Source organism: Streptomyces purpurogeneiscleroticus, assembly GCF_020024005.1.
GTDB lineage: Bacteria > Actinomycetota > Actinomycetes > Streptomycetales > Streptomycetaceae > Streptomyces > Streptomyces purpurogeneiscleroticus.
On the sequence record NZ_NHSG01000357.1, the window covers coordinates 43,517 to 58,014 of the forward strand.

A 14,498-nucleotide genomic window follows, 5' to 3' on the forward strand; every position below is an offset into this window, starting at 1 on the left:
GCTCATGCTCGTCCCGGCGCCCGTCGGCCGGCTCCGGGAGCTTCACCGCCGGCCTTCATTGCCGACTCCCGGACAGCAGGACGCTATCAACCCTGCCGGGTTCCGGCAGATCCGCTCTGCGGGGATACGGCGGGGCCGGGACGGCGGCCGAGCAGCTCGCCCAGCCCCTCGCGGGTGGCGGCGATGACCACGCGGTCCTGGGGCCGCAGGACGTAGCCGGGCGGCAGGTCGCGGACCAGCCGGGCGGGCTCCCAGCGCTGCCCGCCGGGGCCCGGCATGGTCTCCGGGTCCTCCGCGGGGTCGGGCGCCGCACCGATGTTGACGGCCACCAGCCGCAGCCGCCCGGCCCGGAACACCTGGTCGGCCCGGCGGCCCACCAGCTCGGTCTGGCCGCGCACGTCGACGTGGGCGACGAGCAGCAGCCGGCGCTCGACGGGGACGGCGCCGAGGATCTGGCGGCCCATCATGGCGCCCGCGAAGGCGGGCGCGGCCAGGAAGGAGACGCTGCGGCTGCGGGTGACGGCGGTGGGGTGGGCGGCGCGCAGGGTGCGGTAGACGGCGGTGGCGAACCGGTCGTCGAAGAGCCGCAGCGTCACCCGGAGCTGCGGCTTGACCGACCTGGCGTACAGCGACGCCTCCAGGTTCGTGCTGTCTTCGCTGGTCAGCGCGAGGAGGGTACGGGCGCGGGCGATCCCCGCCGCTTCCAGCACGCCGTCCTCGGTGGCGTCGCCCAGTACGGTCGGCACCCGCAGTCGGCGGGCCAGCGGGATGCCGCGCGCTTCGGGGTCCTCCTCCACGCAGACGACCGGGACGCCCAGCTCGCGCAGCCGGGCCAGGACGCGGGTGCCGACCTTGCCGAGGCCGAGGAGGACGACATGGCCGGAGAGGCCGCGCGGCGGGCGGCGCAGCGAGGCGGCGCTGCGGAAGGTGCCGAACGCTTCGAGGGCGGCGGCCACCAGGACCGGCAGCAGGAGGAGGCCGGTGAGGCCGGACAGCAGCTGCAGCACCTTGCGGGCCGGGCCCTCGTCGATCGCCGGCTCGTTGATCGCGAAGAGGTCCAGCAGGGAGAGGTACGCCGCGTGCAGCGGGTCGTCGCCGGTGGTCAGCGTCGAGACGACGGCCAGGGTCAGTACGGTGCCGACGAGGCCGGCTATCGACCAGCGCAGCCGCGGCGAGAAGAGCGAGCCGAGCGGCGCGCCGCGCCCTACGAGGCGGCGGGCCGACGGCCGGCGCCCGCGGTAGGAGACGGTCTCCAGCTCGATGGTGGCGCGCCCGGCGGCGGCCGCGGCGGTGGCGTCGTCGGGCAGCAGCGTCGGACCGTCGTCGTCGGCCGCGCGCCGGTGGGCGGTGCGGCCGCCGTGCCGGGACCGGCCGCCCGGCGGGGGCGGGGCCGGCGCCGGGCCGCCTTCGTGCGCCGTGTCGTCCGATGCCGAGGGGGAGAGCAGGGCGAGGGTGGCGAGGCCGCGGCCGGCGGCGCGCGGCGGTGACGGCGCCCCCGGGGTGTGTTCCACGGCCCGCAGCAGCAGCCCGTCGACCTCGATGACCTTGCTGGTGCCGGCCACGGCGGTGGCGGTGAGCGCGGGCGCGACCGTGTCGGCGTCGGAGAGGACGGTGGTGGAGGCGTCGATGTCGGAGGGGTCGGACCAGACGACGGCGGCCGCCTGGTCCAGCAGCTCTTCCAGGTGCTGGCCGAGGCGGCGGTTGTAGAGGCGGATGACCAGCCGGAGCCGGGGGTTCATGCGGCGGGCGCGCAGTGCGGCGTGGATGTTGGTCTCGTCGTCGTCATAGACCAGGGCCAGCGCGCCGGCCTCCTCGACGCCCGCTTCGGTGAGCGTCTCGTCGTCGGGCTCCGGCGCTTCCAGTACGCGTACCGGCCCGGCCTCCTCCTCGGCGTCCGGCGCGCCCGGGCCGTCGGCGGGTCTCGTGTCGTCCGGGGCGCTTCCGCGGCCCACCGCGGCCGTCATCCGGCCGAGGAACGCGCCGGCCCGGCCCAGGCCGCCGCGCGCCGGCTGCGGGACGCGGGGCCCGCGCGGGTCGCGTACGGAGGGGACGACGAGGGTGACCTGCTCGCGGTACACCTCCCGCAGCTCGACGGCGAGCCGGTGGGCCAGGGAGTCGTCGCCGCACACCACCATGTGCGGGGTGGGCGGGGTCGGTTGGGACTGCTGTGGCACGGGTGACAGTGAGGACACGTCGCCCAGCATGCCTCCCGAAGATCACGAAGGCACGGCCCGGCCCGGCTCCCGGGGGCCCGGCGGCGGTCCGGCCTCCCGGGGTCCGGCAGTGGTCCGGCCTCCTGGCGCCCGGCGGCGGTCCCGGGAACCTCCGCAGCCACTGCCGAATTCCCCGTACGCAGTTCTCGTGCCGGCTGACACGATTTCTTGCTGTATTCGCACTGAATTCCTGCGGACTCGGATAAAGCACTCTGTCCGGATGCCCGCTTGAAAAGCCCGGCGCCGGGCGCGGATGCTGCATGGCGATGCCTTGCGGCACATCGGCGGCAGCAGACGAAAGGGCGGAGAGTCATGCCCGGCACGCTCAAGGACCAGAAATTCGACGCGCTCTTCGAGATGTTCGACAGGGAAGGCCAGGGATATCTCACGCGGGAGCGGTTCTTCCGTTTCGCCGAGGGAATAGCGGGACTGACCCCGCGGGCCGACAACGAGAACGCGGCGGCGGTCCGGGCCGCCTTCGAGAAGTGGTGGAAGCTCCTGGTGCCCTCCGGGGGGTCCGGCCCGGACACCCGCATCGACCGGCAGGAATTCATCAGCCGTATGCGGTCCCTCGTCTCCTCCCGCGCAAATCTCGACGACGCGGTACTGGCCATCGCCGACGCCTTGATGCGCGCGCTGGACAGGAACAAGAACGGGACGCTGGGCCTGGACGAGTACCGGCGTATTTACACCCATGTCGGCGTGGACACCGCGGACTGCGAGGAAGCGTTCCGCCGGCTCGACCGGGACGACGACGGCCGCATCCGGCACGAAGAATGGCGGGAGGCGCTCCGCGAGTTCTTTCTGAGCGACGACGCGGACGCGCCGGGAAACCAGTTGCTGGGGCCGCTGCCCCCGCCCGCCCGCTGACATGGCCGGGCGCGGCGGGGAATCCGGCACGGCGTACCGGGATCTGCAGCACCACGATCCCGTCCGGCAGGCGGACGACATGCTCGCCCGCGCGCTCGACCACTGCCTGCGGCACCAGCAGGAGGACGGCGGCTGGCGGGCGCCGCCCGACCCGCGCGTCATGGAGACCGCCCTGGCGTGCCTGGCCCTGTCCCGGGAGGCCACCCCGGCGGCCCGGCACGCGGTCCGCCGGGCGCGCCAGTGGCTGCGCACCGCGCGCCCCCAGACGCACCATCCGCTGGCCCAGTACGCGGAGACCCTGCTGGCCGGCCTGGCCTGCGGCACGGCCGACGGGCACGGCCCCGCCGCGGAGGCGTTCACCGGCCCGGTCTTCGCGCCCCGGCTCCGGCTGCTGGCCGTCCTGCGGGCGTGCGCGGAGCGGATCGCGCCGGACGCGGCCGCGCGCGAGCCGGTCACGGCGGCCGGCCTGCGGACGCTCCGCGCCGGCCTGCGCACGGCCGTGGACGGGGCGTGCCGGTCCCGGCTGAAGTCCTGGGCGCTGGTGGACCTGCTGGCCGAGCACGCGCTCGTCGAGCGGTACTTCGGTGACGCGCAGGACGCGGAGGCGGCCGCGCGGCGCCTCGCCGACCTCCAGGCGCCGGACGGCTCGTTCTACGGGAACGTGCTGAGCACATCCCTCGCGCTGCTGGCGCTGCACGCGGTCGTTCCCACCGGCACCTCGCGGTACCGGGCCCGCGGCTACCTGCTCACGGCACAGCACCCGGACGGGACATGGCGCTTTCTGAACACCGATGTGTGGGACACCCAGCTGACGGTACGTGCGTTCCGGGGCGAGCCCGACTTCGAGGTGCAGGGCCTCCCCCGCGCCCTGGACTTCCTGCTCGCGGCCCAGCGGCCCGACGGCGGCTGGCCCTGCCGGCAGGGGCTGGAGTCCGACAACGACACCACCGCGGCGGTACTCATCGCCCTCGCCGGCCTCCCGGAGGCGGCGGACGCGGCGCGCCACGCGCTCCGCCACCTCGCCGAGCAGCAGACCGGGGCGGGGCTGTGGTCCACCTGGCAGGCGGCGGGCGACCCGCCGGCCCCCGACGTGGTCGCCCACGCCGTCACCGCCCTGGACCGCTACCGCGGCCGGCACCGCGTCCCCACCGGCGCGGCCCGCCGCTGGCTCGGCGCGTACACCGGGCGCGCCGGATCCGGCGGCGACGGCTGGGCCGCGAGCTGGTACCGCGGCGCGCCCTACGCGGTGTGCGAGATCGCGCCCGCGCTGCCGGCCGGACACCGCGCGGTCCGCGCCGAGCTGACCCGCCTGGCCGCGAGCCGGCGGCCGGACGGCGGGTGGGACCACGGACCGGACACCGGCAGCCTGCCGTCGGCCACCGGGCTGGCCCTGGCGGCGCTCTCCCGGGCGGCCGGCCCCGGCAACGGGACACGCATGGCCCTCGCGTACCTGGCCTCGGCGCAGCGGGCCGACGGCAGCTGGCCGGGCAGCCCGGAGATGTACGGCCCCCGCCCGCTGCTCAGCCACTCCCCCGCCCAGACCCTGGCCTTCACGGCCCTGGGCCTCACGGCGGTCCGGGACGCGCTGCGCGGACCGCGGCGAGGAGCACACCGGTGACAGACTGAGGAGCCTGCCCGTCTCCTGGTGAACGCCCCGCCTCTCGGCAAGGAGTACCGCAGTGACCGACCCCACCGGACCGCCGGCCGCGGACTACCCCGCGCCTCCCTGGAAGGCGCGCGGCGTGCTGTGGATGTCCGTCCTCACCGCGCGCGAGGCGCCGGAGCTGCCCGCCGACCTCAGCCCCGTCGGCGGCCGCCGCACGCTCCTCCTGGTGCTCGCGCGCTACACGGAGGGCTCGCTGCGGTACGACGAGTTCGCGGTCGGCTCCCCGGCCCGCCGGGGCCGCCGCGTGGGGATGTTCTGCCACCGCATCTGGGTGGACTCGGCGGCGTCGCTGCGCGGCGGGCGGCAGCTGTGGGGCATCCCGAAGGAGATGGCCCGCTTCTCGTGGGACGCGGAGACCGTCCGCGTCCCACGAGAAGCGGGCCGGTCGCGACCCTCCGCCTGGGCCCGCACGGCAGGGCGCGCGTCCCGGTCCTCCGCGCCCCCGGCAGCGGGTTCGGCCGGATCGGCAGCGAACGGACGTTCCTGTGCGGGCAGGTCTCGGGGCGCCTCGGCCGGGGCCGGCTCGGCGTCCTGGACTGGCACCCGCCCCTGCCGGACCTCGCGGCCCCGGCACCCCGCCTGACGCTCTCCGTCTCCGCCGCCCGCTTCGTCTTCCCCGCGGGGACCCGCCTCGGACCGGCCGGCTCGCCCGTCCCCGGGCGGACCGGCCGGCTGAAGGGCAGCGCCTGAAGGCCGGCGCCGGAAGAGCAGCGCCAGAAGGGCAGCACTCCCTCCCTCCGGCTGTCCGGTTACGGTGGTGTCGCACATCAGCGGGGGCAACTCCCCCGTTGCCGCATAAGCTCGTGACCGGGCGGTACCGGGGCCAGGGCGCCCCGGGCGGACCGGTACGCCGGAAAGAAAGTTGTGAGCAGGGTGTTGAGGCAGGCCAGCGGGCCTACGAGGAGTGCGGGGTAAGCGGACGATGCACATCGTCATCATGGGCTGCGGGCGGGTCGGATCCGCGCTCGCACAGACCCTGGAGAACCAGGGCCACACGATCGCCGTGGTCGACCAGGACCCCACCGCCTTCCGGCGGCTGGGCTCCGCTTTCGGGGGCCGCCGGGTGACCGGCATCGGCTTCGACCAGGACACGCTGCGCGAGGCGGGGATCGAGGAGGCCGGCGCGTTCGCGGCCGTCTCCAGCGGTGACAACTCCAACATCATCGCCGCCCGGGTGGCCCGCGAGATGTTCGGCGTCGAGAACGTCGCGGCCCGCATCTACGACCCGCGCCGCGCCGAGGTCTACCAGCGCCTCGGCATCCCGACCGTGGCCACCGTCCGCTGGACCGCGGACCAGATGCTGCGCCGGCTGCTCCCCTCGGGCGCCGAGCCGCTGTGGCGGGACCCCAGCGGCGGCGTGCAGCTCGCCGAGGTGCACACCGACGCGTCCTGGGTCGGCCACAAGGTCAGCCGGCTCCAGGAGGAGACCGGCGTACGGGTGGCCTTCCTCACCCGGCTGGGTGAGGCGATACTGCCGACCTCGCAGACCGTCCTGCAGGAAGGCGATCTGGTGCACGTGATGATGCGCACCGACGACGTGGAGAAGGTCGAGGCGGCGTTCGCCGAAGGGCCCGAGGAGGCAGGCGCATGAGGGTCGCGATCGCCGGAGCAGGAGCCGTCGGCCGCTCCATTGCGGGCGAGCTCCTGGAGAACGGCCATGAGGTCCTGCTGATCGACAAGGCGCCCACCGCGATCTCGGTGGAGCGGGTGCCGCAGGCGGAGTGGCTGCTGGCCGACGCCTGCGAGATCACCTCGCTGGACGAGGCGGCGCTGCAGCGGTGCAACGTCGTCATCGCGGCGACCGGTGACGACAAGGTCAACCTCGTCGTCTCGCTGCTGGCCAAGACCGAGTACGGCGTGCCGCGCGTGGTGGCCCGCGTCAACAACCCGAAGAACGAGTGGCTCTTCAACGAGGCGTGGGGCGTCGACGTGGCGGTCTCCACGCCGCGGCTGATGTCCGCGCTGGTGGAGGAGGCGGTGAGCGTCGGCGATCTCGTACGGCTGCTGCGCTTCAGCCACGGCGACGCCAACCTCGTCGAGCTGACGCTGCCCCCGGAGGCGGCGCTGGCGGGTACTCAGGTGGGCGACGTGGAGTGGCCCGAGGACACCTCGCTGGTGACGATCATCCGCGGGACCCGGGTGCTCACGCCCAACAAGGAGGACGCGCTGGAGGCCGGTGACGAGCTGCTGTTCGTCGCGGCGCAGGCGCGGGAGGAGCAGCTGGAGGACCTGCTTTCGGTGCGGAAGCCGACGGAGTAGGCGGTACGGACGTACGAGGGGCCCGGAACCGGTGCGGTTCCGGGCCCCTCGCCGTGCGTGGGTCGCCGTGTACGGGCTTACGCGCCTGTCGCGTCCGCCCCGGTCTTCGCCTCCGCCTCGGCCTTCTCCTTGGCCTCCATCTCCGCGATCACATCGATCGGGGCCGGGGCCTTCGCCAGGAAGATCCAGGTCAGGTAGACGCAGAGCAGGAACGGCGGGATGCCGAGCGCGACCTTGACCCAGCCGAGCTGGGTGGCGTCGCCCCACCAGTACAGCGGGAAGAGGATCGCGGACTTGGCGAGCAGGATGATGCCCCAGGCGTAGGTGGACTTGGTGTACGCCTTGAAGCGGCCGGGGTTGCGCGTCCGCCAGGAGAGGTTCTCGCGCAGTATCGGGCCGAGCAGCACGCCGATGAGCGGGTACTTGAAGAGCGCCGAGAGCACGTACACGACCGCGAGGCCCAGCGTGTAGAGCATCCCCGGCAGGTAGAAGTTCTTCGCGTCGCCGGACATCATCGCGAAGACCGCGCCGAAGGCCACGCCGAAGACGCCGCTGAAGGCGTGCTTGAGGGTTTCCCGCCGGGCGAGCCGGACCAGGGCCAGCAGGACGGTCAGACCCAGCGCGATGATCGCGGCGGTGTGGATGTCCCGCTTGATCGTGTAGATCAGCACGAAGACCAGTCCGGGGACCGTCGTGTCCACCATGCCCCAGAAGCCGCCGAACGCCTCCAGGATGGCCTTCTCGGCGGCCGCCTTGCCCGCCTTTCCATGCCCGGCGGCGGGCTCTTCCTCGTTGCTCGTGGTCGTCTTTTCGAACGACGTCACCGGCTACTCCTGTCCGAGCGGTCGGAGTTCGTACTTCGGATTGAACAGCACCCGGCGTCCGTGGCTCATGGAGATCCGGCCGGAAGCGATGAGCTTACGGCCCGGCTCGATACCGGTGATGGCGCGTCGGCCGAGCCAGACCACGTCCAGCGCCGCCGAGCCGTCGAACAGCTCGGCCTCCAGCGCCGGCACCCCGGCCCGGGGACGCAGCGTGACGTGCCGCAGCGTACCCGTGACCTTCACGATCTGGCGGTCGTCGCAGTCGCAGATCCGCGTACAGCCCGCGTTCTGCGCATCCTGCTGCAGCTCGGCGGACTGCAGCTCCTCCTCGGAGGAGGACAGCCTGTCGAGCAGCCGGCGGAAACGTCCGGCCGGCTTCTCGGAACGGGTCCCAGCACTCATACAGCCAGCGTACCGGCCGTCTCGCCCCGGGATCACGGGCCGGGACCCGCGAACACGGACCGCTGCGGACGGCCGACACCGCGTACGCATCATCACGTACGCATCACTGTTCGAAGCGGTAGCCCATGCCCGGCTCGGTGACGAAGTGCCGGGGGTGCGACGGATCGGCCTCCAGCTTGCGGCGCAGCTGGGCCATGTAGACCCGCAGATAGTTGGATTCCGTGCCGTACGAGGGGCCCCAGACCTCCTGGAGCAGCTGTTTCTGGCTGACCAGGCGGCCCGTGTTGCGGACCAGCACCTCCAGGAGGTGCCACTCGGTGGGGGTGAGCCGGACGTCGCGGCCGCCGCGGTTGACCTTCTTGGCGGCCAGGTCGACGGTGAAGCCCTCGGTCTCGACCAGGATGGCGGCGTCGGCGGGCCCGGTGGGCTCGGCGCGGCGCACGGCGGCGCGCAGCCGGGCCAGCAGCTCGTCCATGCCGAACGGCTTGGTGACGTAGTCGTCGGCGCCCGCGTCCAGCGCCTCGACCTTCTCGTCGGAGGTCTGCCGGGCGGAGAGCACCAGGATCGGCACCCGGGTCCAGCCGCGCAGCCCCCTGATCACGTCCACGCCGTCCATGTCGGGCAGGCCGAGGTCCAGGACGACCACGTCGGGGTGGCGGGCGGCGGCGAGCCGGAGCGCGGTGGCGCCGTCGGGTGCGGCGTCCACCTCGTACTTGCGTGCCTTGAGGTTGATCACGAGGGCGCGGACGATCTGCGGCTCGTCGTCGACCACGAGCACCCGGTTCATCGGGCCTGCCTTTCCCGCGGACGGCCGGTCGGCCGCCGCAGTCGGTGTACGGGGAGCGGGCGCGGTCATGTCGTCGCCCGGGCGGGGAGGCCGGGGCTGACCGGCGGGTGGCCGGCCGCGGCGCGCAGGGTCAGAACCATGGTCAGACCACCTCCCGGGGTGTCCTCGGCGGCGAGGGTGCCGCCCATGGCCTCGGCGAAGCCGCGGGAGACCGCGAGGCCGAGGCCGACGCCGGCGCCGCGCGGGGCGTCGCCGTAGCGCTGGAACGGCTCGAAGATGCGGTCCTTGGCGGAGTCCGGGACGCCGGGGCCGCGGTCCACGACGCGTACCTCCACGCGCTCGCCCAGCGCGCTGGCGGCGACCGTGACGGGCGCGCCGTTCGGGCTGTACTTCACGGCGTTCTCGACGAGGTTGGCGACGCAGCGCTCCAGCAGCCCGGGATCGACGGCCACGAAGGGCAGCGCTTCAGGTATGTCCAGGCAGACGCTGCCCTCGGGGACGCCGCCGAGCGCCATCGGGACGACCTCGTCCAGGTCGGTGTCGCGGATCAGCGGGGTGACCGTGCCGGTCTGCAGCCGGGACATGTCCAGGAGGTTGCCCACCAGGTGGTCCAGCCGGTCGGCGCCGTCCTCGATGCCGGCCAGCAGCTCGGCCTCGTCCTCCTCGGACCAGGCCACGTCGTCGGAGCGGAGCGAGGTGACGGCGGCCTTGATGCCGGCGAGAGGAGTACGCAGGTCATGGCTGACGGCGGCGAGCAGAGCGGTACGGATGCGGTTGCCCTCGGCCAGCTCGCGGGCCCGCGCCGCCTCGCCGACCAGCCGCTGGCGGTCCAGTACGACGGCGGCCTGGGCGGCGAAGGCGCCGAGCACGCGGCGGTCCTCGGCGGGCAGCTTGCGGCCGCTGAGCGCGAGGGCCATGTGATCACTGACGGGCATGTCCACGTCCGCGTCCTCGGGGCGGCGCGGGGCCGCGGCCTCGCCGACGCTGCCCGCGCAGGTCCACGGCTCGACGTCGCTCTCCCGTTCGAGGAGGGAGACCGCGTCCATGGCGAAGGTCTCGCGCACCCGTTCCAGCAGCGCGTTCAGCGTGGTCTCACCGCGCAGCACGCTGCCGGCCAGGAACGACAGGATCTCCGCCTCGGCGCGCAGCCGGGCGGCCTGGTGCGTACGGCGGGCCGCCAGGTCCACCACGGAGGCGACGGCCACCCCGACCGCGAAGAAGATCGCGATGGCGACGATGTTCTGGGGGTCGGCGATGGTGATGCTGTGGGTGGGCGGCGTGAAGTAGAAGTTCAGCAGGACCGAGCCGACGGCGGCGGAGGCGAGCGCGGCCAGCAGCCCGCCGAGCAGCGCGGCCGCCACGGTCAGGAACAGGAAGAGCAGCACATCGTTGGCGAGCCCCGGGCCGTTCTCCAGGTTGTACAGGAACAGCGTGAGCAGCACCGGGCCGAGCACGCCGGTGAGCCAGCCGGCCAGCACGCGGGAGCGGCTGAGCCGGGCACCGCGCGCGACCGGCAGGCCGCGCCCCTTGGCGACCTCGTCGTGGGTGACGATGTGGACGTCCAGGTCGGGCCCCGAGTCGCGGGCGACGGTCGCCCCCACGCCGGGCCCGAAGACGTACTGCCACGCCTTGCGGCGGCTGGAGCCCAGCACGATCTGGGTCGCGTTGACGCCGCGCGCGAACTCCAGCAGGGCGCTGGGCACGTCGTCGCCGATGACGTGGTGGAAGCTGCCGCCCAGGTCCTCGACCAGGGTCCGCTGGACGGCCAGCTCCTTGGGCGAGGCGCCGGTGAGCCCGTCGCTGCGCGCGATGTAGACGGCCAGTACCTCGCTACCGGAGCCCTTGGCGGCCATCCGCGCGGCGCGGCGCAGCAGCGTCTTGCCCTCGGGGCCGCCGGTGAGACCGACCACGATGCGCTCTCGGGCCTGCCAGGTGGAGCGGATGGAGTGCTCGGCGCGGTACTGCTGGAGGTACTCGTCGACCCGGTCGGCCACCCACAGCAGCGCGAGCTCGCGCAGCGCGGTGAGGTTGCCGGGGCGGAAGTAGTTCGACAGCGCGGCGTCGACCTTCTCGGAGGCGTAGATGTTGCCGTGCGCCATGCGGCGCCGCAGCGCCTGTGGCGACATGTCGACCAGCTCGATCTGGTCGGCGCGCCGGACCACCTCGTCGGGGACGGTCTCGCGCTGCCGGACGCCCGTTATCGACTCCACCACGTCACCGAGTGATTCCAGGTGCTGGATGTTGACGGTGGAGATCACGTCGATGCCCGCTTCGAGCAGTTCCTCGACGTCCTGCCAGCGCTTTTCGTTCCGGGAGCCGGGGACGTTGGTGTGGGCCAGCTCGTCGACCAGCGCGACGGCGGGCCGCCGGGCCAGTACCGCGTCCACGTCCATCTCGGTGAACGCCGTGCCCCGGTGGCTCAGCCTCCGCCGCCCCAGCTCCTCCAGGCCGTGCAGCAGCACTTCCGTACGCGGCCGGTCGTGGTGCTCCACGAACGCGACGACGACGTCCGTGCCGCGCTCCAGGCGCCGGTGCGCCTCGGAGAGCATCGAGTACGTCTTGCCGACACCCGGCGCCGCGCCGAGATAAATGCGAAGCTTGCCGCGTCCCATGGCCTCATTGTCTTACCTGCGAGCCGCCCACCACGGGGCCGTTTCCGCTGCCGACACTACCCACCACCACCGCCCCACAGACCCGCTACGGCGACCGGGAGGCCAGGTCTTGACGCGACTCTGATGGGCTGAACGGGTGAGGACCTCGTCAGGGAGGCGAGGGGCCGGTCGGGTGGGGGCGCTGTCCGGGCCGGGACGGGCCGACGGCGACCGGGTTGTCGGTGCAGGGACGGGCCGACGGCGACCGCGTTGTCCGTGCCGGGACAGGCCGACGGCGACTGCGTTGTCAGTACCGCCCAGTACTGTGTTGAGAAGGGGACCTCGTGCACCCCCCATGGGGAAATGAAGGGGCGAAACGGTACGGCGTTATGCGGCCCGCGCCGCCCCGACCGTACGGGGCGGCGCGGGCCGCAAGGGTGCGTGCAAGCGCGGTCAGCGGATCTCGGTGATCTCCGGGCCGCGCTCCAGACGCTCCACGCCGCCGCCGAAGCGGGACTGCGAGGCGTCGTCCTGCTGGACGCCCTCGGGCACCATCTGCGCGTCGTCGGGGAGCTTGAGGACGATCGGGTCGCGGGGCGCCATCGGGCCCTCGCCGCGCACCACGACCGTGTCCCGGAAGATCTGCTCCAGCAGCCCGGCGGCCTGCGGCTGCACCGCGCCCTGGCCGGAGATCACGCCGCGCAGGAACCACCGCGGGCCGTCCACGCCGACGAACCGTACGACCTGTACGCCGTTCGTCCCGTCCGGCAGCTGCACCGGCACCTGGGCGCGGAGCTCCCAGCCCAGCGGGCCGTCGACCGTGTCGATCACGCCGCCCTGCTGGGTGATGCCGGAGGCGATCTCCTCGCGGACCTCGCCCCAGATGCCCTCGTTCTTGGGGGCGGCGAACGCCTGCAGCTGCACGGCGCTGTCCTGCAGCACGATGGTCGCGGCGACGATCGCGTCACCGGCGACCTCCACGCGCAGCTCCATGCCCTCGACGCCCGGCACGAAGAGGCCGCCCAGGTCCACCCGGCCCTCGCCGGGATTGCCGACCTCGGAGACGTCCCAGGGGCCGTCGGGGCGCGGGGCCGGCGGGAGGCTCACGCCGTAAGCCTCGTCGTCCGCGGACCGGTCCGACGACGTCGCCTCCTCGGCAGGATCGACCGCCTCGACCGCGTCGTCAGGAGCCTCGTTCTTCTTGCGACGTCCGAACACGTCACTGTCCTTCCCGGTCGGCACCGACCGATGCGTATCCATTCCCGCCCGCGCCGTCCACCGCCGCGTGACCGCCGGTGGACCCGAATCCCCCCTCGGCCCGCGCCGAGCCGGGAAGCTCCGCCACCTCGTGGAAGCGCACCTTCTCGACCTGCTGGACGACCAGTTGGGCGATCCGGTCGAACCTCTCGAAGCGCACGGACTCGCGCGGATCCAGATTGACCACGATCACCTTGATCTCCCCACGGTACCCGGCATCCACCGTCCCCGGGGCATTCACGAGCGCCACACCGCAGCGGGCCGCGAGGCCCGATCGGGGGTGCACGAACGCGGCGTACCCCTCGGGCAGCGCGATGGCCACCCCCGTGGGCAGCACCGTGCGCTCCCCCGGGGCCAGTTCGGCCGCCTCGGTGGTGACGAGGTCGGCCCCGGCGTCGCCCGGGTGCCCGTATGCGGGCAGCGGAACCTCCGGATCCACCCGCCGGATCTGTACGTCCACCGGGGTCCGTACCTGCTGTGCCTGATGGGTCACGGCTGCCTGATGGGTCACGGGTTCACCTCGAAAGCGCGGGCGCGGCGCAGCTGGTCGGGATCGGCCATCGCGGCCTGGATCTCCTCGGGCCGGCCGTTGTCGATGAAGTGCTCGACCTTCACCTCGATGAAGACCGCCTGGGCGCGGACCGCCACCGGGCCGTCCGGGCCGCCGATCCGGCCCTCGGCGCGGGAGTAGATCTTCCGGCCGTGCACCGCGGTGACCTCGGCGTCGAGGTGCAGGACCGTGCCGACCGGCACGGGGCGCAGGAAGTCGGTCTCCAGCCGCCCGGTCACGGCGATGGCGTGCAGCAGCCAGTTGAGCGACCCGAGTGTCTCGTCCAGGGCCGTGGTCAGCACGCCGCCGTGCGCGAGGCCCGGGGCGCCCTGGTGGGCCTCCTTGACGGTGAACTCCGCGCTGACGCGCACGCCCTCGCCTGCCCGCGCCTCCAGGTGCAGGCCGTGCGGCTGATCGCCGCCGCATCCGAAACATCGGTCGTAGTGCGCGCCGAGCAGTTCGCCGGGCGCGGGCGCTTCGGGATGCCGTACCGGCGCGGTGGCGTCCGCGGGCGGTGTCAGCTGCGTCGTCTGTTTCTTCTGTGGCTCGGCTGCACTCACAGGTGGAGACCCTACCCGCGCGCGCGGAGCACGCGCGCGCACGTGCCAAGCTGGACCCATGCAGTCGTACGAAGAACGTCTCACCGCTCCCCGCTCCTGGTGGGTGATCGCCGTCGCCGTCGGCGTCGCCTGCGCCCTGATGCTGCTGCCGCTCGGGACGCTGCCGATGCTGGGCGGGCTGGTGGGCGGCGCGGCGCTGGCCGCGGTCCTGGTGAGTTCGTACGGCTCGGCGCGCATCCGGGTCGTCGCAGGGTCGCTGATCGCGGGGGACGCGAAGATCCCGGCGGCGGCGCTGGGCGAGGTGCAGGTGCTGGACGCGGCGGAGGCCCGGGCCTGGCGGACGTACAAGGCCGATACTCGCGCGTTCATGCTGATGCGCAGTTACATTCCGACGGCGGTGCGGGTCGAGGTGGCCGATCCGGCGGACCCGACGCCGTATGTGTACCTGTCGACGCGGCATCCGGAGGAGCTGTCGGCGGCGCTGGCGGCGATCCGCGCCTGAGGCGCTTGGGGGGCGTG

Annotated in this window: 14 protein-coding genes; 6 read left to right on the plus strand and 8 right to left on the minus strand. The window is 73.5% G+C overall.

Features of this window, described 5'->3' with window-relative positions; genetic code table 11:
* Positions 1-86: 86 nt before the first annotated feature.
* Positions 87-2,204: an NAD-binding protein gene (locus CCS38_RS24615; RefSeq protein WP_223735487.1), complete on the minus strand. Its 2,118-nt coding sequence runs from the start codon at positions 2,202-2,204 to the stop codon at positions 87-89.
* Between the two features lie 321 nt (positions 2,205-2,525).
* On the opposite strand from CCS38_RS24615, the gene CCS38_RS24620 reads away from it, so the two are divergent.
* The 5 genes from CCS38_RS24620 (at position 2,526) to CCS38_RS24640 (ending at position 7,008) form a co-directional block, all read left to right on the plus strand.
* A complete protein-coding gene (locus tag CCS38_RS24620; protein ID WP_223735488.1) occupies positions 2,526-3,083 on the plus strand; it encodes an EF-hand domain-containing protein in 558 nt (185 codons plus the stop codon).
* A 1-nt stretch (position 3,084) separates the two neighbouring features.
* Positions 3,085-4,701 (plus strand): prenyltransferase/squalene oxidase repeat-containing protein, encoded by a 1,617-nt coding sequence (locus tag CCS38_RS24625; RefSeq protein ID WP_223735489.1) that lies wholly within the window; start codon positions 3,085-3,087, stop codon positions 4,699-4,701.
* Positions 4,702-4,762: 61 nt separating this feature from the next.
* Positions 4,763-5,332, plus strand: coding sequence for an acetoacetate decarboxylase family protein (locus CCS38_RS24630; protein ID WP_223735490.1), 570 nt, complete (start codon positions 4,763-4,765; stop codon positions 5,330-5,332).
* A gap of 339 nt (positions 5,333-5,671) precedes the next feature.
* Positions 5,672-6,340: a potassium channel family protein gene (locus tag CCS38_RS24635; protein WP_223735491.1), complete on the plus strand. Its 669-nt coding sequence runs from the start codon at positions 5,672-5,674 to the stop codon at positions 6,338-6,340.
* Positions 6,337-7,008, plus strand: coding sequence for a potassium channel family protein (locus CCS38_RS24640; RefSeq protein WP_030260896.1), 672 nt, complete (start codon positions 6,337-6,339; stop codon positions 7,006-7,008). Before CCS38_RS24635 ends, CCS38_RS24640 begins: the two co-directional genes overlap by 4 nt.
* A 77-nt stretch (positions 7,009-7,085) precedes the next feature.
* On the opposite strand, the gene CCS38_RS24645 is transcribed toward CCS38_RS24640, so the two are convergent.
* The 7 genes from CCS38_RS24645 to CCS38_RS24675 form a co-directional block, all read right to left on the minus strand.
* On the minus strand, positions 7,086-7,832 hold the full coding sequence (locus CCS38_RS24645; RefSeq protein ID WP_223735492.1) for a DUF3159 domain-containing protein: 747 nt from the start codon (positions 7,830-7,832) through the stop codon (positions 7,086-7,088).
* 3 nt (positions 7,833-7,835) lie between these two features.
* Positions 7,836-8,234 (minus strand): OB-fold nucleic acid binding domain-containing protein, encoded by a 399-nt coding sequence (locus tag CCS38_RS24650; protein ID WP_030260891.1) that lies wholly within the window; start codon positions 8,232-8,234, stop codon positions 7,836-7,838.
* Positions 8,235-8,337: 103 nt separating this feature from the next.
* Complete coding sequence (locus CCS38_RS24655) at positions 8,338-9,021, minus strand: response regulator (protein WP_223735493.1); 684 nt, start codon at positions 9,019-9,021, stop codon at positions 8,338-8,340.
* Positions 9,022-9,086: 65 nt separating this feature from the next.
* Positions 9,087-11,633, minus strand: a complete 2,547-nt coding sequence (locus CCS38_RS24660; protein WP_223735494.1) for an ATP-binding protein — start codon at positions 11,631-11,633, stop codon at positions 9,087-9,089.
* 432 nt (positions 11,634-12,065) lie between these two features.
* Positions 12,066-12,830 (minus strand): DUF3710 domain-containing protein, encoded by a 765-nt coding sequence (locus CCS38_RS24665; RefSeq protein WP_223735495.1) that lies wholly within the window; start codon positions 12,828-12,830, stop codon positions 12,066-12,068.
* A gap of 1 nt (position 12,831) precedes the next feature.
* A complete protein-coding gene (gene dut / locus CCS38_RS24670) occupies positions 12,832-13,380 on the minus strand; it encodes a dUTP diphosphatase (protein ID WP_223735496.1) in 549 nt (182 codons plus the stop codon).
* Positions 13,377-13,979, minus strand: a complete 603-nt coding sequence (locus CCS38_RS24675; protein WP_223735497.1) for a PaaI family thioesterase — start codon at positions 13,977-13,979, stop codon at positions 13,377-13,379. Before CCS38_RS24675 ends, dut begins: the two co-directional genes overlap by 4 nt.
* Positions 13,980-14,037: 58 nt before the next feature.
* Here CCS38_RS24675 and CCS38_RS24680 point away from each other — a divergent pair, with 58 nt between their 5' ends.
* Positions 14,038-14,481: a DUF3093 domain-containing protein gene (locus tag CCS38_RS24680; protein WP_223735498.1), complete on the plus strand. Its 444-nt coding sequence runs from the start codon at positions 14,038-14,040 to the stop codon at positions 14,479-14,481.
* Positions 14,482-14,498 lie beyond the last annotated feature (17 nt).

What these genes read in the sequence shown, in the direction of transcription:
- CCS38_RS24680 (WP_223735498.1), top strand. Translation starts at nt 14,038, where the DNA reads ATGCAGTCGTACGAAGAACGTCTCACCGCTCCCCGCTCCTGGTGGGTG.
- CCS38_RS24615 (WP_223735487.1), bottom strand. Translation starts at nt 2,204, where the DNA reads ATGCTGGGCGACGTGTCCTCACTGTCACCCGTGCCACAGCAGTCCCAA.
- CCS38_RS24620 (WP_223735488.1), top strand. Translation starts at nt 2,526, where the DNA reads ATGCCCGGCACGCTCAAGGACCAGAAATTCGACGCGCTCTTCGAGATG.
- CCS38_RS24650 (WP_030260891.1), bottom strand. Translation starts at nt 8,234, where the DNA reads ATGAGTGCTGGGACCCGTTCCGAGAAGCCGGCCGGACGTTTCCGCCGG.
- CCS38_RS24625 (WP_223735489.1), top strand. Translation starts at nt 3,085, where the DNA reads ATGGCCGGGCGCGGCGGGGAATCCGGCACGGCGTACCGGGATCTGCAG.
- CCS38_RS24655 (WP_223735493.1), bottom strand. Translation starts at nt 9,021, where the DNA reads ATGAACCGGGTGCTCGTGGTCGACGACGAGCCGCAGATCGTCCGCGCC.
- CCS38_RS24635 (WP_223735491.1), top strand. Translation starts at nt 5,672, where the DNA reads ATGCACATCGTCATCATGGGCTGCGGGCGGGTCGGATCCGCGCTCGCA.
- CCS38_RS24640 (WP_030260896.1), top strand. Translation starts at nt 6,337, where the DNA reads ATGAGGGTCGCGATCGCCGGAGCAGGAGCCGTCGGCCGCTCCATTGCG.
- CCS38_RS24660 (WP_223735494.1), bottom strand. Translation starts at nt 11,633, where the DNA reads ATGGGACGCGGCAAGCTTCGCATTTATCTCGGCGCGGCGCCGGGTGTC.